This is a genomic window from Streptomyces zagrosensis (assembly GCF_014203645.1).
GTDB classification, from domain to species: domain Bacteria; phylum Actinomycetota; class Actinomycetes; order Streptomycetales; family Streptomycetaceae; genus Streptomyces; species Streptomyces zagrosensis.
Map to the genome: position 1 here is coordinate 43,926 of NZ_JACHJL010000010.1, position 24,618 is coordinate 68,543.

At 71.1% G+C, this 24,618-nt stretch carries 2 protein-coding genes; both read right to left on the bottom strand.

Annotated elements, in window-relative coordinates; genetic code table 11:
* Nucleotides 1-19: 19 nt before the first annotated feature.
* Nucleotides 20-12,148 carry a type I polyketide synthase gene (locus FHS42_RS19470; protein WP_184573634.1) on the bottom strand — a complete coding sequence of 4,043 codons (12,129 nt, stop codon included), beginning with the start codon at nucleotides 12,146-12,148 and terminating at the stop codon, nucleotides 20-22.
* Nucleotides 12,149-12,165: 17 nt separating this feature from the next.
* Entirely contained in the window at nucleotides 12,166-24,579 is a 12,414-nt protein-coding gene (locus FHS42_RS19475; RefSeq protein WP_184573636.1) for a type I polyketide synthase, read from the bottom strand.
* Nucleotides 24,580-24,618 lie beyond the last annotated feature (39 nt).

Below are 24,618 nucleotides of genomic sequence, written 5' to 3' on the forward strand. Positions count from 1 at the left end.
TGGTGTAGTCCCGTACATTTCAGGACACACCAAGTTCATTGTCGATAAAGTCAAGAACCTGATCCGCTGACGCGGACTCCAGCCTTTCCACGGCACTGCCCTCATGTGCGGGCTTGCGTGCCGCCTTCCATTTCGCCAGCAGGCTCTCCAGCCGAGCCGTTACCGCACCGGAATCACCGTCTTCCAGCTCAAGCTTTATCAAGGCGTTCTCAAGCCGGGCCAAATCGTTGAGCACCGGATCGACCGCGTCCGGTCCGGTGGTTGCCGCGTCGCCGGGCGCGATGCGCTGGAGCAGGAAGTCGGCCAGCGCGGTGGGTTCTGGGTAGTCGAAGACCAGGGCGGCGGGCAGCCGCAGCCCGGTGGCGGCCGAGAGTCGGTTGCGCAGCTCCACGGCGGTCAGTGAGTCAAAGCCCAGGTCCTTGAAGTTCGCCTCGGCGTGCACCGCTTCCGCGTCGGCGTGCCCGAGCACGGTGGCGGCGTTGCTGCGGACCAGGGCGACCAGGGTGCGTAGTTGTTCGTCGGGCGAGAGCCTGACCAGTCGGTCTGCCCAGTCCGCTGGTTGGCCGCCGCCCGCGGTCGCGGTGCGCCGTCCGCGGTTGCCGCTGCTGCCGGCGGCGATCAGCGTACGGAGCGAGGCGGGGAGCGAGTCGGCGGGCTGTGCGGCCAGCGCGCGGGGGTTGATGTCGGCGGCGACCAGGTGATGGCCGCCGTGCTGGACGGCGGCGTCCAGGAGTCCCAGCGCGTGTTCGCTGGCCATGGCGGCGATGCCGGAGCGTGCCATGCGGGCCAGGTCCGCATCGGCCAGGTTGCCGGTCATGCCGCTGGCGTTGGCCCACAGGCCCCAGGCGATGGAAACCCCAGGCAGACCGGCGGCCTGCCGGTGGGCGGCCAGCGCGTCACAGAAGGCGTTGGCCGCCGCGTAGTTGGCCTGGCCCGGGCTGCCGAAGGTCGCGGCCGATGACGAGAACAGGACGAACATGCCAAGCCGCAGGTGCGCTGTCGCCGTGTGGAGGTGGGCCGCGGCCGTGGCCTTCGTCGCCCACACCCGCGCCAACCCTTCGCGGCTCTGCGAGGTGAGCACCGCGTCGTCGAGGACGCCTGCGGCGTGGATGACGCCGGTGAGCGGGTGGGCAGAGTCGATCCCGGCGATCAGGTCGCGGATCGCCGCCGCATCGGTGACATCCACGGCGGCGAACCGGGGCTGCGCGCCGAGCCTCGCCAGCCGCGCGGCCAACTCTTCGGCTCCATCGGCCGTTCGGCCGCGGCGGCTGACGAGCAGGAGGTGCTTAAGGCCTCGCGTACGGACCAGGTGTTCGGCGACGAGGGCGCCGAGCGTTCCGGTACCACCGGTGATCAAGACGGTGCCATCGGGGTCCACGGTGGCGGGCACGTCCAGGACGAGTTTTCCGGTGTGCTTGGCCTGGCTGAGATACCGCAGCGCATGCCGGGCCCGGCCCAGCGGCCACACCCGCACCGGCGGTGGCGTCAGCGCGCCCGCGGCGAACAGCTCGCTGAGGGTGCCGAGCATGTGCCCGATGTGCGCCGGGCCCGCGTCGGTGACCAGGTCGTAGACCTGGTAGCTGACCCCCGGGTACGCGGCGGCCACCTGGTCGGCGTCCCGAATATCAGTCTTGCCCATCTCCAACAGCCGCCCACCGGCGCCGAGCAGCCGCAGCGAGGCATCGACGAACTCGCCGGCGAGGCTGTTGAGTACGACATCCACGCCTCGCCCACCGGTGGCCTCCCGGATCACCGCCTCAAAGCCCAGCTCACGCGAGTTCGCCCGATGCGCCGCATCGATGCCCAACTCCTCAAGCACCGCATGTTTGCCAGGACTCGCCGTCGCATACACCTCGGCACCCAGGTACCGCGCAATCTGCACCGCCGCCATCCCCACCCCACCCGTAGCAGCGTGGATGAGCACCGACTCACCAGCCCGCAGGCCACCAAGCTCCACCAACCCGTACCAAGCGGTGAGGAACACCGTGGGCACGGACGCCGCTTCGTGGAAGCTCCACCCGTCCGGCACGGGGGCCACCATGCGGGCGTCGGTCAGCGTGAGCGGCCCAAACGCGCGGTCGAACAGGCCCAGCACCCGGTCACCCACGGCAACGTTGGTGACGCCCGGGCCAACGGCCGTGACGACGCCGGCACCCTCGCCACCGAGACCGACCTGCCCCGGCACCATGCCCAGGCTCAGCAGAACATCCCGGAAGTTGATGCCAGCCGCGTGCACCTCGACCCGCACCTGACCCGGGGCCAGCGGTGCGAGGATCTCGGGGCAGGGCACGGGCACGACATTGTCCACGGTGGCCGCGCCCTGAAGCTCAAGGCGCCAAGCCCGCTCGCCGACCGGGCCAACGATCTCGCCATGGCCTGCGCCCGCCCGCACCAGCCGGGGCACCAGGACCCGCCCAGCGCGCAGCGCCACCTGCGACTCGTCGGCTACAACGGCAAGCTCCACAGCCCCCGGTACGTCGCAGCCGGCACCGGGCGTCGCAGCGGCGCTGCCCCCGGCAGGGTCGAGATCGAGCAGGACGAAGCGGCCAGGGTTCTCCGCCTGGGCGCTGCGGATCAGGCCCCAGGCGCCGGCGGCCGGCACCGCCACCCAGTCGTCGGCCATGGCACCGTCACCCCCGTCGATCTCGCCCGCGGGGACGGCGCCCCGCGTGACAACCACGAGCCGGGCCTCGGCCAGCCGGGGCTCGGCCAGCCACTCCTGTGCGAGCTCCAGCAGCCGTTCCGCCACGCCAAGCCCAGCGGCAGCTACGCCATCGAACGCGCCCTCCTGCGACGCGACGCCGAACAGGACCACCGCCGGCGCCGGCGCACCGCCATCGAGAGCAGCGGTCAGCGCGGCGATATCCGCGTACGGCGTGGGGCGCAGGGCGCCCGGTAGGTCTAGGTCGCGCAGAGCGTACGGATCACCCTGGCCGAGTACCGCCCAACCATCGCCGGCCTCGGGGGCGCTGCCGGGTTCCCCGGCGCTTCCGACCTCCCGAGCGGCTGGGGCCACTAGCGGAGTCCACTCCAGTGCGAACAGACCATCCGTGCCCTGCTCACCGCCCACGGCCCGCAGTTGGTCAGCGGTGGCGGCACGCATCGCGAGCGAGTCCACCGAGAGTACGGGGGCACCCACGGCATCGGCCACGGTCACCCGCAGCCCCCGCTCACCCTCCGCGACCTCGGCGTTCGGGGAGAGCCGCACGCGGAGCGTGGTGGCCTCAGCGGCCCACAGCGCTACGCCGTGCCACGCGTACGGCAACCACACCCGCTCATCCGTGAGATGCGCTGCCGCGTCCGGGCCTCCATCCAGCAGGAGCGCGGCGTGCAATGCGGCATCAAGCAGGGCCGGGTGAATGCCGTAACCAGCCCGCTCCCCCGCCGCCTCGGGCAGCTCCACCTCGGCATAGACCGCGTCGCCGGCGCGCCAGGCGGCCCTGAGCCCCTGGAACGCCGGGCCGTACTCGTAGCCGCCGGTAGCGATCCGCTCGTAGAAGCCATCGACCTCCACCGGCTCGGCCCCGGCCGGAGGCCAGGCACCAGCCAGATCCGCCGCTGGCTGCTCGGCACCGTCGGCGGGTGGGCTCAGCACGCCCTCCGCGTGGCACAGCCAGCCCGCGTCCGCGCCGAGGTCGGCATCCCGGTCCGGGCGCGAGTACACCCGTACGTCACGCAGCCCGTCTTCGGACGCGGCGCTGACAACCACCTGTACGCGTACGCCACCGTTCGCAGGCAGCACCAGCGGCACCTGCAACGCCAGCTCCGCTATGCCCGCGCACCCCGCCTCGTCGGCCGCCCGCAGCGCCCACTCGGCCAGCACGGCGCCCGGCAACAGCACCGAGCCCGCCACCACGTGCTCCGCCAGCCACGTCTTGCCACCACCGGCGCTCACGCGGCCCGTCAGCAACAACCCGCCATCGGCAAGCCCCACGGCGGCGGGCAACAGCGCATGCTCGACGCGCTGCAATCCAGCGGCGCCCATGTCACCGACGCCGCTGTCCACGCTCAGCCAGTAACGCTCGCCTTGGAAGGCGTACGTCGGCAGGTCCACCGTCCGCGCGGCCGGGTTAGCGGGGAACCAACTCGTCCAGTCGACCTCGGCCCCCGCCACGTGCAGCCGCGCCACGGCCTGGGCGAACGCCTGCACCTCGGGCTGCTTACGGGTCAGCGCGGCCACCACCAGCGGTGCGGCCTCCTCAGCGCCTTCCGCCTCGCCGCGCACGTGCTCCAGGGTGTGTTGGGTTGCGGTGGTGAGGGTGGGGTCGGGTCCGAGTTCGAGGTAGGTGTGGGTGGTGGGGATGGTGTGGGTGATGGCGGGGTGGAAGTGGACGGGTTGGCGGATGTGTTGGGCCCAGTAGGTGGGGGTGGTGATCTCTTCCGGATCGGCGGGGAGTCCGGTGAGGTTGCTGATCAGGGGGATGGTGGGTTCGTGGAAGGTGAGCCCGGTGATGGCTTGGGTGAAGGGTTCCAGGATGGGGTCCATCAACGGTGAGTGGAAGGCGTGGCTGACGGTGAGCGCCTTGGCCTTGTGGCCCTTGTCGGCCCAGCTGGTGCGGAGGTGTTCGACGAGGTCGGCGGGTCCGGAGATGACGGTGTTGCCGGGGGTGTTCAGCGCGGCGATCGTCACCTGGCCATCGAGCGCTGCCAGGTCTTCGGCGAGTTGTTCGGGGGTGGCGGCGATGGTGGCCATGGCACCGCCGGTGGGGAGGCTGCCCATGAGGGTGGCGCGTTGGGCGACGAGGTGGCAGGCGTCGGGGAGGTCGAAGACCCCGGCGATATGGGCTGCGGCGACCTCGCCGATCGAGTGCCCGATCACGGCGTCGGGGCGTACGCCTAGGGTTTCCAGCAGTTTGGCGAGGGCGATGTGTAGGGCGAACAGGCCGGCTTGGGCGTAGGTGGTGTGGTCAAGGAGGTGGTCGGGTCCGCCGGTGAACACCACGTCCTTGAGGGGGTGCTCCAGGTGGGGGTCAAGGAGGTCACAGACGTGGTCGAAGGTCCGCGCGTAGACGGGAAAGCGTTCGTACAGTTCGCGGCCCATGCCGGGGCGTTGGCTGCCTTGGCCGCTGAAGAGGAACACCGTGTGCCCGGAGGTAATGCCGACCAGCGCTTCGGGATTGCTGGGCACGACGGCGGGGTGGGTGTCACCCGCGGCGAGCGCTTCGAGCCCCGCTAGCAGTGCGGCACGATCGTCACCGACGACGACTGCACGGTGGTCGAACAGCGACCTGGTGGTGAGCAGCGACCAACCCACTTCGGTGGGCGTCGGTTCGGGTTGCGTGGTCAGGTGCTCGGCGAGCGCCTTCGCCTGGCCGCGCAGGGCCTCTCCACTACGGGCCGAAAGGAGCCACGGAAGCACGCCCGCGATCTCGGGCCCGGAACTGGTCTCCGGCGCATCGGGGACGTGTTCGATGATGACATGGGCGTTGGTGCCCGAGGCGCCGAAGGACGATACGCCCGCCCGACGCGGATGACCGTTCTGCGGCCACTCAACAGCCTCAGTCAACAGCCGCACCGCCCCCGCATCCCATTCCACATGCGGCGTCGGCTCATCGATATGCAACGACGGCGGCAACACCCCCTTGCGCATCGCCATCACCATCTTGATGACACCCGCTACACCCGCGGCAGCCTGCGTATGACCAATATTCGACTTGATCGAACCCAACCACAGCGGCTTGTCCGCCGAACGCTCCTGCCCATACGTCGCAAGCACCGCCTGCGCCTCAATCGGATCACCCAACGTCGTGCCCGTACCATGCGCCTCCACCGCATCCACATCCGCTGGAGAAAGCCGCGCATTCGCCAACGCCTGCCGAATCACCCGCTGCTGCGACGGACCATTCGGCGCCGTCAATCCATTTGACGCACCATCTTGATTCACCGCCGAACCACGCACCACCGCCAACACCCGATGCCCGTTACGCCGCGCATCCGACAACCGCTCCAGAAGAAGGAGACCGACGCCCTCACCCCAACCGGTACCATTCGCCGCCGCCGCGAACGGCTTGCACTGGCCATCGGGCGCAAGTCCACGCTGCCGAGAAAAGCCCGTGAACACATCAGGCGTAGCCATCACCGTGACCCCGCCCGCCAACGCGAGCGTGCATTCGCCCTGCCGCAACGCCTGTGCGGCCAGATGCATGGCGACCAGAGAAGAGGAGCATGCGGTGTCCACCGTTACGGCCGGGCCTTCCAGGCCCAGGCTGTAGGCGACCCGGCCGGAGACGACGCTGCCGGAGCCGGCCAGCATCGCATACCCCTCCAACTTCGCATCACCACCACGGGACAGCCCCGCCGCGTAGTCGTGGTACATCACACCCGCATATACGCCCGTTGCCGAGCCCTTCAACGACACCGGGTCAATACCGGCCCGCTCCAACACCTCCCACGACGCCTCCAACAACAACCGCTGCTGCGGATCGGTGGCCAACGCCTCCCGCGGATTGATGCCGAAGAACCCCGCGTCGAATCGGTCCGCGTCATACAAAAACGCGCCCTCACGCGCATAACTCGTCCCCGGATTATCCGGGTCCGGATGGAACAACCCCTCCAGGTCCCAACCTCGGGTCGTCGGGAAATCTCCCAACACCGCACGTCCCGAGGCCACCACATCCCACAGTCCCTCCGGAGACGGAGCACCCCCGGGAAAACGGCAGGCCATACCGATGATCGCCACCGGCTCATCGGTACCCGCCACATCCAACACCCGCGACACCGCAACCGACTCACCCCCCAACCGCGACACCACAAACTCCGCCAACACCCGAGGCGTTGGATAGTCAAACACCAACGTCGCAGGCAGCCGCAGGCCGCTCATCCCCGACAAACGGTTGCGCAACTCCACCGCAGTCAATGAATCAAAGCCCAATTCCTTGAACGTGGCCTCGGCCCGCACATCGTCCGCGGAGGCGAAGCCCAGCACCACGGCGACGCTCTCACGGACTATCCGTAGGACCACGTCAAGCCGCCCCGCCGCATCCAGGCCCGCGAGGCGGGAGGCCAGGGCCGGGCCGTGGGCATCGGCGCCGGCCGCCTTGCGCCGGGTGCGGGCAACCAGTCCACGCAGTACGGCTGGAGTGTGGTCGGCGCCGGAGAGCGCGCCGAGGTCCACATCGGCGGCCACCAGCTGGGGATTGCTCTGCCCGCCTGCGGAGTCGAGCAGCCGTAGGGCGTGCTCGCTGGTCATCGCCCGGATGCCGGAGCGCGTCATGCGGGCCAGGTCGGCCTCGGTCAGATGCCCGGTCATGCCGCTGGAGTCGGCCCACAGGCCCCAGGCGATGGCCACACCGGGTAGCCCGCGGGACCGCCGGTGAGCGGCCAGCGCGTCACAGAAGGCGTTGGCCGCGGCGTAGTTGCCCTGCCCTGGGCTGCCGAATACGGCGGCGGCCGAGGAGAACATGACGAACATGCCCAGGTCCAGGCCAGCGGTCGCCGTGTGCAGGTGCTCCGCAACCGCGGCCTTCGCCGCCCACACCCGCGCCAACCGCTCCGGCGACAGCGACGTCACCACGGCGTCATCCAACACGCCCGCTGCGTGCACTACACCGGTCAGCGGATGCTCTGGGGCAATGCTCGCGACCAGTTCGGTCACCTCGTCGGCGCGCGTCACATCAGCGGCGACGATCCGCGCCTCGGCCCCCAACTCAACGAGCCGTGCGGTGAGTTGTTCGACGCCGGGCGCGTCCGGGCCGCGCCTGCTGGCCAGCACCAGATGCTTGACCTGCCAGGCCCGCACCACATGCTCAGCCACCAGAGCACCCAGCACCCCGGTACCACCGACGATCAACACCGTGCCAGCAGGATTGAGCGCGGCCGACGCAGCCTCCTCCTCCCGCGGCTCCACACGAGCCCGTACCAACCGAGGCACCAACGCCCGCCCACCACGCAACGCCACCTGCGACTCATCCACCGCCACCGCACCCCACAACGCGCTCCCTATGCCATCGGCTGTGGGGTCAACGGGCTCCGCGTCCAAGTCGAGCAGCAGGAAGCGCCCCGGGTTCTCCGACTCCGCACTGCGCACCAAACCCCACACACCCGCACCCGCCACCTCCACACCACACGCAGACTCCCCCGCAACAACCGCACCCCGCGTCACCACCACCAACCGCGACTCCACCAACACAGGCTCCGCCAACCACGCCTGCACCAACCCCACAACACGCTCCACCACACCCAAACCAACAACCGCCGAACCATCGCCCACATCATCGGGCTGCACACCAACCAGCACCATCGAGGGAAGCGAGCCATCCTCGCCCGCCGAGTCCAGCAACGCCGCAACATCCGCGAAGACCCGACCCCGGCCCGGCAACGTTTCCGCCAGACCGAACACATCAGCACCCAGCACCGCCCAACTACCGTACGAAGTAAGCGCGTTGGCGTCCGCCATGCCACCGGGCAGCGGAACCCAATCCACCGCGAAAAGACCCTCCGCACCACGCCCCGCGGCCTTGAGTTGATCGATCGCAGCAGGGCGGGTCACCACCGAGTCCACCGTGAGGACGGGAGCACCAGCGGTGTCGGCCACGGTGACCCGTACGGCACGCTCGTCGGTGCTGCCTTCCTGGTACGGGGAGAGCCTGACGCGAACCGTCCCCGCCTCGGTGGCCCACAGCGCGACACCGTTCCAGGCAAAGGGCAGCCACACCTGGTCGCCGGCGCCTTCGGAATCGGGTTCGGTCAACAGCAGCGCGGGCTGCAACGCGGCGTCGAGCAACGCCGGGTGGATGCCGAACCCCGCCCGCTCCCCCGCCGCCTCGGGCAGTTCGACCTCCGCGTAGACGTCGGAGCCCTGCCGCCAAGCAGCCTTGAGCCCCTGGAACGCGGGCCCGTATCCATAGCCGGCGGCGCTGGCCTGATCGTAGAACCCGGTGACGTCCAGCGCCTCGGCCCCGGGCGGAGGCCAGGCCGTGGACAGTTCCTCAGGCTGCCGCTCGGCAGCGGTGGCAGGCGGGCTCAGCACGCCCTCCGCGTGGCAGACCCAGCTCTCATCGGCCACGTTCCCATCGCCGTGGGAGTACACCCGCACATCGCGGCGCCCGTCATCGGACGCGGCACTGACGACCACCTGCACCCGTAGGCCACCGGTCGCGGGCAGCGCCAGCGGCACCTGAAGTGCCAGCTCATCGACGCCCGCACAGCCCACCTCATCGGCGGCCCGCAACGCCCACTCCACCAGCGCCGCACCCGGCACGAGCACCGTGCCACCCACCACGTGTTCTGACAGCCAGGAGTGCGACTGCGCCGACAGGCGCCCCGTCAGCAGATGAACGCTGCCATCGGCGAGCTCCACGGCCGCACCGAGCAGCGGATGCCCCGCGGAGGTCAATCCCAGGTCGGTCGGGTCCCCGCCGCGTCCGCCGGTGCCGCTCAGCCAGTAGCGCTGGCGCTGAAAGGCGTACGTCGGCAGCTCCACCACGCCCGGGCGCGGATCGGTGCGGAACCAGCGGGTCCAGTCCACCTCCAGGCCGGCGGCAAACGCCAACGCCACAGACTGCGCCAACTGCGCCAGACCGCCCTGGTCGCGTCGAAGGGTCGGCACCGCCGCCCCCTGCACACCGGCTTCCTCGAACGCTTCTTGCAGCCCAACGGTCAAGACGGGGTGGGTGCTGGCCTCGATAAACACGCGGTGGCCAGCGGCCAAAAGCTGACGTACGGCGTCGGCGAAGCGCACCTGTTCACGCAGGTTGGTCACCCAGTACGCGGTGGTCAACTCGGTGGTATCAATACGCTCGGCGGTCACCGTGGAGTAGAACGCCACCTCCGACCGCACGGGCTCGATACCGGCCAACACGGTGTGCAACTCTTCGGCAATCTCATCCACCTGGGCGCTGTGCGAGGCGTAGTCCACATCGATCAACCGCGCCCGACCACCACCCCCTTCACAAGCAGCCACCGCATACTGCACCTGCTCAGGTGGCCCAGACACCACCGCCGAACCAGGCCCATTCACCGCAGCAATGCCCACACCAGCAGCCCGCTCACCCAAACCGGCCAAGAACTCCACGGCCTTGTCCGCACTCATCGCAAGCGACGCCATCGCACCACCACCGGCCAGGCGCCGTAGCGCCTTACTGCGTAGCGCAACGACCCTCGCACCGTCCTCCAAAGTCAGCGCACCAGCCACCACCGCAGCCGCAATCTCACCCTGACTGTGACCCACCACCGCCGCCGGCGTCACACCCTGATCAGCCCACACCGCCGCCAAGGACACCATCACCGCCCACAACACCGGCTGCACCACATCAACCCGACCCAAATCAGCCGCGTCCACACCACCCCGCAACACCTCAGACAGCGACCACTCCACATACGGAGCAAGAGCCCGCTCGCACTCCCCCACCCGCGCCGCAAACACCGGCGAAGCTTCGAGCAGACCCGCTCCCATACCCACCCACTGCGAACCCTGCCCCGGGAACACCAACACCGGGCCGACGCCGCTTGCTGCTGCCGGACCGCCGGGGTTGATGACATGGGCGTGTGGCTCGCCGGCGGCCAGCGCAGCTAGGCCTGCCAGCAGGTCATCGCGGTTGTCGCCCACGACGACGGCTCGGTGGTCGAACGTCGCCCGGGTGGTGATCAGGGACCAGCCGACGTCGTCCGGAGCGAACTCGGGCTCGGTGGCGAGCCGGGCGGTAAGGGCCTCGGCCTGGGCGCGTAGTGCGTCGTCGTGGTGTGCGGAAACCACCCATGGCACGACGCCGCCGATGGGGCTGGCTGTGCCGGGTGTGGCCGAAGGGGCCACCTGTTCCTCGGCGGATGGTTCGGGTGCCTGCTCCAAGATGAGGTGGGCGTTGGTGCCGGAGATGCCGAATGCGGAGACCCCGGCCCGACGGGGCCGCTCGGGGTGCCATGCGACGGGCTCGGTGAGCAGGCGTACGCCGCCACCGCTCCAGTCCACATGGGATGTCGGCGCATCGATGTGCAGCGAGGCGGGCAGCAGGCCGTGCCGCATCGCCATGACCATCTTGATGACGCTGGCGACGCCGGATGCGCCCTGGGTGTGGCCGATGTTCGACTTGGCCGAGCCGAGCCACAGCGGTTGGTCGGCGGCGCGGTCCTGGCCGTAGGTGGCCATCAGCGCGTCGGCCTCGATGGGGTCGCCGAGCGTGGTGCCAGTGCCGTGTGCCTCCACGACATCCACCTCGGACGTCGAGAGTTCGGCGTTGGCCAGGGCTTGGCGGATGACGCGCTGCTGGGAGGGGCCGTTGGGCGCGGTGAGACCGTTGCTCGCCCCGTCCTGGTTGATCGCCGAGCCGCGTAGCACGGCCAGCACGCGGTGGCCGTTACGGCGGGCATCCGACAGCCGCTCCAGCAGGACCATGCCCGCGCCCTCGGAGAAACCGGTGCCATCGGCCGCCGCGGCGAACGGCTTGCACCGGCCGTCCGGGGCGAGGCCGCGCTGCCGCGAGAACTCGGTGAACAGGTTGGCGTTCGGCATGACCGTCACGCCACCGGCGAGCGCTAGCGTGCACTCGCCCTGCCGTAGCGCCTGGGCCGCCAGGTGCATGGCCACCAGGGACGAGGAGCAGGCCGTGTCCACGGTGACCGCGGGGCCTTCCAGGCCCAGGGTGAACGCCACCCGGCCCGAGACGACGCTGAGGGTGTTGCCGGTCAGCAGGTAGCCCTCGGCGCTTTGCTCGATGTGCGGGGTGCCGAAGCCGAGGATGCCCGCGCCCGCGTAGACGCCGGTGGGGGTGCCCTTGAGCGTGGCGGCGTCGAGCCCCGCGCGTTCCAGGACCTCCCAGGAGACCTCAAGCAGCAGCCGTTGCTGCGGGTCCATGGCCAGTGCCTCGCGCGGGCTGATGCCGAAGAAGGGGGCGTCGAACTGGTCGGCGCCGTCCAGGAACCCGCCACGGCGCACGTAGCTGGTGCCGGGGTGGTCCGGGTCCGGGTGGTAGAGGCCCTCCAGGTCCCAGCCGCGGTTGGTGGGGAACTCGCCGATGGCGTCGCCGCCTGTTGAAACCAGCTCCCAGAAGTCTTCGGGGGATGTGACGCCACCGGGAAAGCGGCAGGCCATGCTGACGATGGCCACCGGCTCCTGGAGGCGTTCCTCCACCTCGCGCAGGCGCTGGCGGGTTTGCCCCAGATCGACCGTGACCCGCTTCAGATACTGACGGAGCTTCTCTTCCGTGTCCGACATCAGTGCTCGCTCCTCCATCAAGGCAATTCACGGTCGATAAGCGCGAACATCTCGTCATCCGAAGCGGCGTCGAGGTCGCTGAAGTCTTGTCCGTCGGGTCGGGTCGCCGCTTCGTCGTTGACCTGCGCCAGCAACCCGCCCAGTCGCTTGGCCACGCGCTGCCGTCCTTCGTCGTCCAGGGCGAGCGCGGTGAGGGTCTGCGCCAGCCTGGCCAACTCGTTGAGCACCGGGTCCACGGCGTCCGGGCCGGGGGCCGCCGCCTCGCTCGGGGCGATGCGCTGGAGCAGGTACTCCGCCATCACGGTCGCCTCCGGGTAGTCGAAGACCAGGGCGGCGGGAAGGCGGAGTCCGGTGGCGGCGGACAGTCGGTTACGGAGCTCCACCGCGGTCAGCGAGTCAAAGCCCAGTTCCTTGAAGCTGGCGTCGGCGGGCACCGCGTCCACGTCGGCGTGCCCGAGCACCGTCGCGGCGTGCGTACGGACCAAGGCGAGCAGCGTGCGGTGTTGCTCGGCTGCGGGTAGTCCGGCCAACTGGCCGGCTAGGTCCAGGGATTGCTGCTCGCCCGCGGCGGTCGCCGTGCGGCGGCCTCGCGTGGTGGCCGCGCCGGGGGTGATCAGGCCGCGCAGTGGTGCGGACAGCGTGTCGGCGGGCTGGGCCGACAGGACCCGCAGGTCGAGGTCGGCGGCGAGCAGGTGCGGGGTGCCGTGCTGGGCGGCGGCGTCGAGCAGGGCCAGTCCGTGTTCGGTGCCGATGGGGTTGACCCCGGAGCGGGACATGCGGGCGAGGTCAGCGTCGGCGAGGTGCCCGGTCATGCCGCTGGCGTTGGCCCACAGGCCCCAGGCGATGGAAACGCCGGGCAGGCCCAGGTCACGGCGGTGGGCGGCGAGTGCGTCACAGAAGGCGTTGGCCGCCGAGTAGTTGGCCTGGCCTGGGCCACCCAGGGTGCCCGCGGCCGAGGAGAAGATGAGGAACATGCCAAGGCGCGCCCCGGCGGTCGCGGCGTGCAGGTTGGCTGCTCCGGTCGCCTTCGCTTCCCACACCCTGGCCAGCCGCTCCGGGGTCTGGGAGGCGAGGACCGCGTCGTCCAGGACGCCGGTGGCGTGGATGACGCCGGTGAGCGGATGGGCGGGGTCGATTCCGGTGATCAGGTCGCGGACCGCCGCCGCGTCGGTGACGTCCACGGCCGCGATCCGTACGGTGGCGCCTAGGCCCGTGAGGTGGTCGGCCAGCTCGTCCGCCCCGGGGGCCTCGGCACCGCGGCGGCTGACGAGCAGCAGGTGCTTGAGCCCCCAGGTGCGGACCAGGTGTTCGGCGACGAGGGCGCCGAGCGTTCCGGTGCCGCCGGTGATCAAGACCGTGCCATCACGGTGCACGGCGGCGGGTACGTCCAGGACGAGTTTGCCGGTGTGCTGGGCCTGGCTGAGATACCGCAGCGCATGCCGGGCCCGGGCCAGCGGCCACACCCGCACCGGTGCGGGGCGCAGGTCCCGGGAGACCAACAGGTCGCGTACGGTGCGCAGCATGGCGCCGACGCGGTCGGGGCCCGCGTCGGGCACCAGGTCGAAGGCCTGGTAGCGCACCCCGGGGTGCTCGGCGGTGATGGTCTGCTGGTGCCGAATGTCGGTCTTGCCCATCTCGATCAGTCGGCCGCCGTTGCCGAGTAGGCGCAGCGAGGCGTCCACGAAGTCGCCCGCGAGGCTGTTGAGTACGACATCCACGCCGCGCCCACCGGTGGCGTCCCGGATCGCCGTTTCGAAGTTCAGGTCACGCGAGTTGGCTCGATGCGCCGCGTCGATGCCCATCTCTTCGAGTACCGCGTGTTTGCCGGGGCTGGCTGTCGCATATACCTCGGCGCCCAGCTGCCGCGCGATCTGCACCGCCGCCATCCCCACCCCGCCGGTGGCGGCGTGGATGAGCACCGATTCGCCGGGCCGTAGACCGCCCAGGTCCACCAGGCCGTACCAGGCGGTGAGGAACACCGTGGGAACGGCGGCCAGTTCGCGCAGGCCGAGTCCCGCGGGGACCGGTACGACCAGGCGGGTATCGGCGACGGCGAGGGGCCCGAAGGCACCCTCGAAGAGACCGAACACCCAGTCGCCTGGAGCGAGTTCGGTTACCTCAGGGCCGACCTCGGTCACAACTCCGGCGCCCTCGCTGCCTCGGAAGATGCCGTTACCCGGATACATGCCGAGGGCGATCAGCACATCGCGGAAGTTGATGCCCGCCGCGTGTACCTCGATTCGTACGTGGCCGGCGGCGAGGGGTTCAAGGACCTCCGGGCAGGCGAGGGGCACGATGCTGTCCACGGTGGCGGTGCCATCGGAGGCCAGCCGCCAGGCGGGCGCGTCGATCGGGCCCACGAGCTCGCTGCCGAGGGCGCCGGCACGTACGAGGCGGGGCACCAGAACCCGGCCGGCACGCACGGCGAGTTGTGGTTCGTCCAGGTCCACGGCCCGCAGCACGCTCTCCACCGGGGTTTCGGCATCGGTGCGGGTGCCGCTGGCTGTGTCCGTGCCGCCGCTGGCCGGGTCGAGGTCGAGCAGCACGAAGCGGCCCGGATTCTCGGCCTCCGCGCTGCGCATCAGTCCCCACACGCCGGCTGCGGCCACGTCCGTCGCGGTACCGCGGGGGTCGGCGCCCGCGCTGCCGCCGTTGGCGTCGCCGGTGCTGACGGCGCCGCGGGTGGCGATGATCAACCGGGTGTCGGTCAGCCGAGGTTCGGCCAGCCAGTCCTGCGCCAGAGTCAGCATGCGCTGGGTGAGGGCGAGGCCGGCACCGGCCGTGTCCTGAGCCGGTTCCTCCCCTGTGTCGGCGCCGGCGCGTACGACGCTGAGCAGGGCGGTCGTCGGTACCGGCGCGCCCGTGTCCAGGGCTGCCGACAGGGCAGCGACGTCTCGGTAGCCGTTGACGGTTGAGCCGTCCGGGACGGGCAGCCCAGCGAGTTGGAAGGTGTCGTCGCCCAGGACCGCCCAGCCCCCGGCGGCCGAGCGCGGGTGGGAGGCGTCGGCGCCGCCCGGTATGAGGGCGGGAATCCACTCCAGCGCGTACAGCCCATCGGTGCCCGGTGTTCCCGTGGACCGGAGCTGGTCGGTACGGGCGGGGCGCAGCGCCAGCGTCTCGACCGTCAGCACCGGCTCGCCGGCCGCGTCGGCCACCGCTACCCGCAGCGACCGTTCGTCCTCGGTGTTGTGCTGGCCCGGTGTCAGCCGCACGCGCAGCGTACGAGCCTGCGCGGCCCATAGCGCGAGGCCGTGCCAGGCAGCGGGCAGCCACAGCCGGCCGGCCGCCCCGGGGTCTGCCGTGGAGGCTGTCGGTGAGTCCGACTCGGGGTCTGTGCTGGGGCCTGTGTTGGGGCCTGTGTTGGGCCAGTCCACCAGCCGGGCCGCGTGCAGGGCGGCGTCGAGCAGCGCCGGGTGGAGCCCGAAGCCGTCCGGGGTGCCCGCGGCGGCCGGTAGTTCGACCTCTGCGAGTACGTCGGGGCCGTGTCGCCAGGCGGCCCGTAGGCCCTGGAAGGCCGGGCCATAGCCGTAGCCGTCCGCGGCGAGCTGCTCGTAGAAGTCGTGGACGGCTACCGGTTCCGCGCCCGCCGGGGGCCAGCTGCCGCCCAGTTCGGCGGTGGTGCCGTGGCCGGGCGCCGGTGGGCTGAGGACGCCCTCCGCGTGGCAGACCCAGCCGCCGCCGATACCGGCCTCGCGATCAGGGCGCGAGTACATCCGTACGTCGCGCCGGCCATCCGCCGATGCGGCACTGACGGCCACCTGAACGCGTACGCCACCTTGTGCGGGCAGCACCAGCGGCACCTGGAGGGCCAGCTCTTCGACGCCTGCACAGCCGACCTCATCGGCCGCGCGCAGCGCCCATTCGGCCAGCGCTGCGCCGGGCACCAGGACCGCGCCGGCCACCACGTGCTCGGCAAGCCACGCGTGCGACCGCGCCGAAAGACGCCCCGTCAACACGTGCGTGCTGCCATCGGCCAGTTCCATGGCGGCGCCGAGCAGGGGGTGCCCGGCGGAGGTCAGCCCGAGATCGGCGGGGTCGCCGCCGTTGCGGGGGTCGCCGTCGAGCCAGTAGCGCTCGCGCTGGAAGGCGTACGTGGGCAGCTCCACCACCCGCGGGGCGGGGTCGGTTTCGAACCAGCGGGTCCAGTCCACCGCCACACCGGCCGTGAACGCCTGGCCAACCGCACGCACGAGTTGCGCGGGACCGCCCTGGTCACGGCGGAGGGTGGGCACCGTCACACCCGCGATGCCGGCCTGTTCGAAGGACTCCTGAAGCCCGACGGTCAGCACCGGGTGGGTGCTGACCTCGATGAACACCCGATGACCAGCGGCCACAAGCTCGCGTACGGCATCGGCGAAGCGCACCCGTTCGCGCAGGTTGGTCACCCAGTACGCGGTGTCAAGCGTGGCGGTGTCGATGCGCTCGGCCGTGACAGTGGAGTAGAACGCTACCTCCGACCGTACGGGCGCGATGCCCGCCAAAACCTCGCGCAGCTCGTCGGCGATCTCATCGACCTGCGGGCTATGCGAGGCGTAATCCACCTCGATGCGGCGGGCCCGACCCCCAGCCTCCTCGCGAACTGTGACCGCGTACTGGACCTGGTCAGGAGGCCCTGAAATGACCACGGAACCCGGCCCGTTAACAGCGGCGATGCCCACGCCTTCGGCCTCTTCACCAAGACCGGCCAAGAAGGTAACGACCTCATCCTCGCGCATCGCAAGCGATGCCATAGCCCCACCACCTGCAAGCCGCCGCAACGCCCTACTCCGCAACGCCACGACCTTCGCACCATCCTCCAGCGTGAGAGCCCCAGCCACCACCGCAGCCGCAATCTCACCCTGACTGTGACCCACCACCGCCGCCGGCATCACACCCTGATCAGCCCACACCGCCGCCAAGGACACCATCACCGCCCACAACACCGGCTGCACCACATCAACGCGGCTCAGATCGGCCGCACCAACACCACCCCGCAAAACATCAGCAAGCGACCACTCCACAAACGGAGCAAGAGCCCGCTCACACTCCGCCACCCGCGCCGCAAACACCGGCGAAGACTCCAACAACCCAGCCCCCATACCCACCCACTGCGAACCCTGACCAGGGAACACCAACACCGGGCCGCTGGTGGTGGCGCCGGTGAGCGGTGTGTCCGGGCCGATGACGCCGGGGTAGGTCTCGCCGGCCGCCAGTGCTTCCAGGCCGACGAGGAGTTCGTCGCGGTCCTGGCCGGCGATGACGGCGCGATGGTCGAAGACTGCGCGCGTAGCCGCCAGCGACCAGCCGATGTCGGCCAGGTCAGTGCCGGGGTCGGCGGTCACTCGCTGGGCCAGTGCGGCGGCCTGGCCGCGCAGTGCCTGCGGGCTGCGGGCGGAGATGACCCAGGGCACGATGCGCTCGGCCGGGGACCTGAGTTGTTCCTCGGTGGTCTGCGGTGTGGCGCTTTCGGGTGCCGGCTCGGGTGCCGTCACCGGCTCCGGGGCCTGCTCCAAGATGATGTGCGCATTGGTGCCGCTGATGCCGAAGGATGACACGCCGGCGCGGCGCGGCCGTTCGGCGCGGGGCCACGGGACCTGCCCGGTCAGCAGCCGTACGGCGCCGGCCTCCCAGTCCACATGCGGGGTTGGCTCGTCGATGTGCAGCGAAGCGGGCAGTACGCCGTGCCGCATGGCCTGCACCATTTTGATGACGCCGGCGACGCCGGCCGCAGCCTGGGTGTGCCCGATGTTGGACTTGATGGAGCCGAGCCACAGGGGCCGGTCGGCGGGGCGGTCTTGGCCGTAGGTGGCAAGGACGGCCTGCGCCTCGATCGGGTCGCCGAGTGTGGTGCCGGTGCCGTGCGCCTCCACCACGTCCACGTCCGCTGTGGTCAGGCGGGCGCTGGCGAGTGCCTGCCCGATGACCCGCTGCTGGGAGGGTCCGTTGGGCGCGGTAAGCCCGTTGCTCGCGCCGTCCTGGTTGATCGCCGAACCACGCAGGACCGCAAGGGGGCGGTGGCCGTTGCGGCGGGCGTCGGAGAGTCGTTCCAAGAGCAGCAGGCCGACGCCTTCGCCCCAGCCGGTGCCATCGGCGGCTGCCGAGAAGGGCTTGCATCGGCCGTCGCCGGCCAGGCCGCGCTGCCGGGAGAACTCCACGAAGGTGTTGGGCGTGGCCATCACCGTGACGCCGCCGGCCAGTGCGAGCGTGCACTCGCCTTGCCGCAGGGCCTGGGCTGCCAGGTGCATGGCCACGAGCGAGGAGGAGCAGGCGGTGTCCACGGTGAGCGCCGGGCCCTCAAGGCCGAAGGTGAACGCGACTCGTCCCGAGGCGATGCTCGGGGTGCTGCCGGTCATCAGGCGGCCCTCGACGCCCTCGGGGGCGCGGCCAAGGAAGCGGCTGCCGTAGTCGTCGTACATCACGCCGGTGATGACCGCGCACTGGCTGCCGCGAACGCTGGCTGGGTCGATGCCGGCCGATTCGAAGGTCTGCCAGGCGGTTTCCAGGAGCAGTCGCTGCTGCGGGTCGGTGGCCACGGCCTCGCGCGGGCTGATGCCGAAGAACGCGGCGTCGAATCGGTCCGCGGTGTGCAGGAAGCCGCCCTCGGTGGCGTAGCTGGTGCCGGTGTGGTCGGGGTCCGGGTCGAAGAGGTCACCGAGTCCCCAGCCGCGGTTGGTGGGGAAGGCTCCGATGGCGTCGGTGCCGGAGGTGACCAGGTGCCACAGGTCGTCGGGGGATTGGACGCCGCCGGGGTACTGGCAGGCCATGCCGATGATGACGATCGGGTCGGCGTCGGTGGCCACCGTGGTCACGGTGGGGGCGACAGGGGTGGAAGAGGCTCCGAGGAGTTCGCCGTGGAGATGGCGGACGAGGGCGTCCGGGGTGGGGTAGTCGAAGATGACGGTTGCGGGGATGCGCATGCCGGTGGCGGCATTGAGGCGGTTGCGTAGATCGAGGGCGGTGAGCGAGTCGAAGCCGAGCTCTTGGAAGGCCCGCCCGAGGTCGATGGTCTCCGGGGCCGGGTGCGCGAGCACCGTGGCAACCTGCTCGCGTACCAGGTCGGCCACCAGGCGCTGCTGGTCGGCGGTCGGCAACCCGGCCAGTCGTGCGGTCAGCGAGGTGGCGTCGCCCGTCGCGGCGGCGGCACGCGGTGCCGCTGGCACCAGGCGGCGCAGTGCGGGTGGTAGGGGGCCCGCGGCGGCCTGGGTGCGCAGCACGCTCAGATCGAAGCGGGCGGGGACCACGGTGGCGTAGGGGGTGCTCAGTGCGGCGTCGAGCAGCGCGAGGGCCTGTTCGGCGGGGACGGGTGCGACGCCGGAGCGGGTCATGCGAGCCAGGTCGGCGTCACCGAGGTGGTCGGTCATGCCGCCCGCCGAGCCCCACAGGCCCCAGGCGAGGGAGAGGCCGGGGCGGCCCTGTGCGCGGCGGTGTTCGGCCAGCGCGTTGAGAAACATGTTGGCCGCCGCGTAGTTGGCTTGGCCTCCGTTGCGTACGACGGATGCGGCCGAGGAGAAGACGACGAAGGCGGCCAGGTCGAGATCGCGGGTGTGCTGGTGCAGTTGCCAGGCGGCGTTGAGCTTGGGCGCGAGTACGGCGTCGAGTTGCTGCGGGGTCATGGCGCTGACCACGCCGTCGTCCAGGACGCCTGCGGTATGGATGACGGCGGTCAGTGGGTGGGCCGCGGGGATGCCGTCGAGCAGCGCGGCTAGGGCGGCGGGGTCGGTGGTGTCGCAGGCGGCGACGGTCACCTCGGCGCTGTGGCCGACCTGTTCGGCGGCAGCGGCCAGTTCCGCGGTGAAGGCGTCGATGCCTGCTGCCGTGCTGCCGCTGCGGCTGACCAACAGCAGGTGCCGGGCGCCGTGCGTGGTGAGCAGGTGTCGGGCCACCTGGCGGCCGAGCGCGCCGGTGCCGCCGGTGATCAGGACGGTGCCGTCCGGGTCGAGCGCGGGGGCGGCGGCGTGTTGCTCGGGGCGGAACTTGATCAGGCGCGGGACTCGCACCTGGCCCTCTCGTACGGCTAGTTCGGCTTCGGCGCCGGCGATGGCCGCGGTCACGATGGCGGGCAGGGCGCGGTGGGAGGCGGGGGCGTCGTCGGTGTCCAGGAGCAGGATGCGGTCGGGGTGTTCGGCCTGGGCCGAGCGGACCAGGCCCCATAGGGGCGCGGTGGTCAGGTCGGCGGGGGATTCGCCGTCATCGGTGCTGACCGCGCCGCGGGTGGCGACGACGAGCCGGGAGGTGGCCAACTGGTCGTCGGCGAGCCAGTCCTGGAGCGCGGTGAGCACCTGGTGGGCCATCGCCCGTGCGCGCCCTGGCACATCGGCGCGCTGCCCGGTGGCGCCGACCGCGGCGCTCTCGTTACCCGTGGCGCCTGCCGCGGCGCTCTCGTCCCCGGTGGTGGTCGCGTCGGTGCACGTCAAAACGGTCACGTCGGGGGTGGGGGCGCCGTTGGCGAGTGCGTTGCGCAGCGCGGCCAGGTCTCGGTGCGGGGAGAGGGTGACGGCGCCGCTGTCGGCCGCGGCGGACAGGTCGAGGTCGCCTGTGCCGATGACGGCCCAGTGGCCGCCCGGCGCTGACTGGGTGGGGAGGTTGGTGGGGCTGGGGTGGGCGAGCCAGTCGAGGCGGTAGAGCGTGTCATCGACGGCGGCACGCGTGGTGCGCCACTGGTCGGCGGGGATCTCTCGCACGCCAAGGCTCTGCACGGTGGCTATGGGAGCGCCGTTGTGGTCGGCCATGGTCAAGGTGACCTGGTCGGTGGCGGTCTGGGTGATACGCACGCGCAGCCGGGTGGCGCCGGTGGCGTGCAGGCGCACTCCGCTGAAGGAGAACGGCAGCCGCACGGTGCGGGGCGGGTTGGCCGGGTCCCAGGTGCCGCCCCACAGCTCCTCCAGCGGGTGCAGCACGCTGTCGAGCAGGGCGGGGTGCAGCCCATATCCGGCGGCATCGGCGCGGTACTCGGTGGCCAGGCGTACATCGGCGAGGATGTCCTCGCCGACCCGCCAGGCCGCGTGGAGGGCGCGGAAGGCGGGCCCGTATGTGTAGCCCTGGGCGGTGAGCCGCTCGTAAAGGCCGGCCACGTCGATCGGCGTCGCGCCGATCGGCACCGCGTCGGCGAGCGGCCAGGACGTGGCCTCGATGCTGCTGGTGGGCGGGGTGGTGGTCGCGTCGGCGAGGGTGCCGGCGGCGTGCTGGCGCCAGGGCTCGGCCGCCGGGAGGCCGGAGGCCTGGTCGTCGGCCGGCCGGGAGTGGATGGTGACCGTACGGCGGCCCGCCGCGTCGGGGGCGCCGACCGCGAGGTGCACCTGCACCGCGCCGGTGGCGGGCAGGATGAGGGGGGCCTCCAGGGTGAGGTCCTCCACCAGGTCGCAGCCGGCCTGACCGGCGGCCAGCAGGGCCAGTTCGACGAAGGCTGTGCCGGGTAGCGGAACAGTGCCCTGGATGGTGTGGTCGGCAAGCCAAGGGTGGGTGCGCAGGGAGAGCCGGCCGGTGAGCAGGAGTCCGCCGCCGACAGGCTCCACCAGGGCTCGCAGCAGCGGGTGTTCGGTGTTGCCCAGGCCGGCGGCGCGTACGTCCGCGGTAGCGTCGGGGATCGGCCGCCAGTAGCGCTTGCGCTGGAACCGGTAGGTGGGCAGCGCGACCTTGCGGCCACCGGTGGGCAGCGCGGCGGTGAAGTCGGCCGTGCCACCATCGATATGGGTCTGGGCGAGGGCGGTGAGCAGCGTGTGCGGCTCGGCACGGCCCTTGCGTAGCGCGGTGGCGAACGCCGGGGCGCTTGGTCCCGCGTCCGCGTCGGCCAGGGCGCCTTGGGCCATGGTGGTGAGCACGGCGTCGGGGCCGAGTTCGAGGTAGCGGGTGACGCCTTCGCGCTGGAGGGTGCGCAAGCCGTCGTGGAACCGTACGGGTTGGCGCACGTGCCGCACCCAGTACGCGGGGTCTGCCAGGTGCTGGGCTCCGACGAGTTCGCCGGTGAGGTTGGAGATGACCGGGATCTTTGGGGCGCGGTAGGTCAGGGTGTGCGCGACCTGGCTGAAGGCGTCGAGCATCGGGTCCATGCGGGGCGAGTGGAACGCATGGCTGACCCTCAACTGCTTGGTTTTGTGGCCGCGTTCACGCAGGGTGCCGGCGATCTCTTCGACCACGTCTTGGTCGCCGGAGATGACGACGGCGGTGGGGCCGTTGACGGCAGCCACAGCGGCGCGGTCTTCGCGCCCGGTGAGCAGCGCGGTCACCTGTTCCTCGGTGGCCTCGACGGCGATCATCGCGCCGCCTGCGGGCAGGGCCTGCATCAGGCTTCCGCGGGCGGCGACCAGGGTGCAGGCGTCTGCGAGGGACAGCACGCCCGCGGCGTGCGCGGCGACCAGTTCGCCGATGGAGTGCCCGGTGAGGTATCCGGGGGTGATGCCGAAGGAGGTGACGAGCCGGTAGAGCGCGGTTTCGACCGTGAACAGTGCCGCTTGGGTCAGGCCCGTCTGGTGCAGGGCGTGCGCCGGTGCCGAGCCGTCGGCAGGCTGGGGTGTGGCGGCGGCGGGCTGGTCGGCAGGGCTGGGTCGGTCGGCAGGGCTGGGTTGATCGGCAGGGCTGGGTTGATCGGCGGCGAAGATGGCCGCGCGCAGCGACCGGCCGAGCAGCGGGTCGAAGTGGGCGCAGGCTTCGTCTATCGCCGCGGCGAACACGGGATACGCCGCGTACAACTCGCGTCCCATGCCGGGGTATTGGCTGCCCTGCCCGGTGAACAGGAAGGCGGTGGCGCCGGACCGTGCCGGGGCGCTGGATGAGGTGAGGCCCGGGTGGGGGTGGTCGTCGGCGAGGGCGCGCAGCGCGTCGGTGAGCTGTTCCCGGTGTGGGCCCAGGAGGACCGCCCGGTGTTCGAAGGCGGATCGGGTGGTGGCCAGCGACCAGCCGATGTCGCGCGCTGTCAGCTGCGGGTGCGCGGCAAGGTGCTCGGCCAGCGCGTGGGCCTGGTCGCGGAGCGCCTGCTCGGTGCGCCCGGAGATGGCCCAGGGCAGCAGTGGCTGGTCCGCCGGTGTGGCGCGCTGGTCGGCGGCGGGGGCGGCCTCGGGAGGGTTGGCCTCGGTGGGGGTGGGCGGCGCTTCCAGGATCAGGTGGGCGTTGGTGCCGGAGATGCCGAAGGAGGAGATGGCGGCCCGGCGGGGGCGCTCGCCCTGCGGCCACGGCACGGGCTCGGTGAGCAGGCGTACGGCGCCGCTCTCCCAGTTCACGTGCGGTGTCGGCGCGTCGATGTGCAGCGTGCGGGGAAGCTGCTCATGCCGCATCGCCATGATCATCTTGATGACGCCGGCCGCTCCGGCGGCGCCCTGCGTGTGCCCGATGTTGGACTTGATCGAGCCAAGCCACAGCGGCCGGTCCGCGGGGCGCTCGGGTCCGTAGGTGGTCAGCAGCGCATGCGCCTCGATGGGGTCGCCGAGCCGGGTGCCGGTGCCGTGCGCCTCGACCGCGTCGATGTCGCCGGGCGCGAGTCGGGCGTTGGCCAGGGCTTGGCCAATGACGCGCTGTTGGGAGGGGCCGTTGGGCGCGGTGAGACCGTTGCTCGCGCCGTCCTGGTTGATGGCGGAGCCGCGAATGACGGCGAGGATCTCGTGGCCGTTGCGCTGGGCGTCCGAGAGCCGCTCCAGGAGTACGAGGCCGACGCCTTCGGAGAACGCGGTGCCATCGGCGGCGGCGGCGAACGCCTTGCAGCGGCTGTCGGCGGCAAGCCCGCGCTGCCGGGCGAACTCGGTGAACACGTTCGGGATGGTCATCACGGTGACGCCACCGGCGAGCGCGAGCGTGCACTCGCCTTGCCGCAGCGCCTGAGCTGCCAGGTGCATGGCCACGAGCGAGGAGGAGCAAGCCGTGTCCACGGTGACGGCCGGGCCTTCGAGGCCGAGAGTGTAGGAGACCCGGCCGGAGAGCACGCTGGGCGCGTTGCCGGTGACCAGGTAGCCCTCGGCGTGCCTGTCGATGTGCGGGGTGCCGAATCCGGGCAGGGCGGCTCCCGCGTACACACCGGTGGGCGAACCCTTCAGCGAGAGCGGGTCAAGGCCGGCCCGCTCCAAGAGTTCCCACGACGTTTCCAGGAGCAGCCGCTGCTGCGGATCGATTGCCGCTGCCTCACGCGGGCTGATGCCGAAGAATTCGGGGTCGAAATCGGCCGCCTCGTAAAGGAATCCGCCCTGCCTGGCATAGCTGGTGCCGGAATGATCCGGGTCCGGATGGAATAGGTTGTCCAAATCCCAGCCGCGGTCGGTGGGGAATTCCCCGATCGCATTTTGTGCCGCGGCGACAAGGTGCCACAGCTCCTCCGGCGTAGTGACCCCGCCCGGATAACGGCAGGCCATGCTGATCACGGCCACCGGCTCCTGAGATCGCTCCTCCACCTCGCGCAGGCGCGTGCGCGTGCTGTGGAGGTCACTGGTCACCCGGCGTAGATAATCGACCAGCTTCTCTTCATTCACCACGGAGGGTCACCCGGCTTTCAGCGATATTCGCACCCAAGT

Coding starts and splice junctions, on each gene's coding strand:
- FHS42_RS19470 (WP_184573634.1), bottom strand. CDS start 12,148: ATGTCGGACACGGAAGAGAAGCTCCGTCAGTATCTGAAGCGGGTCACG.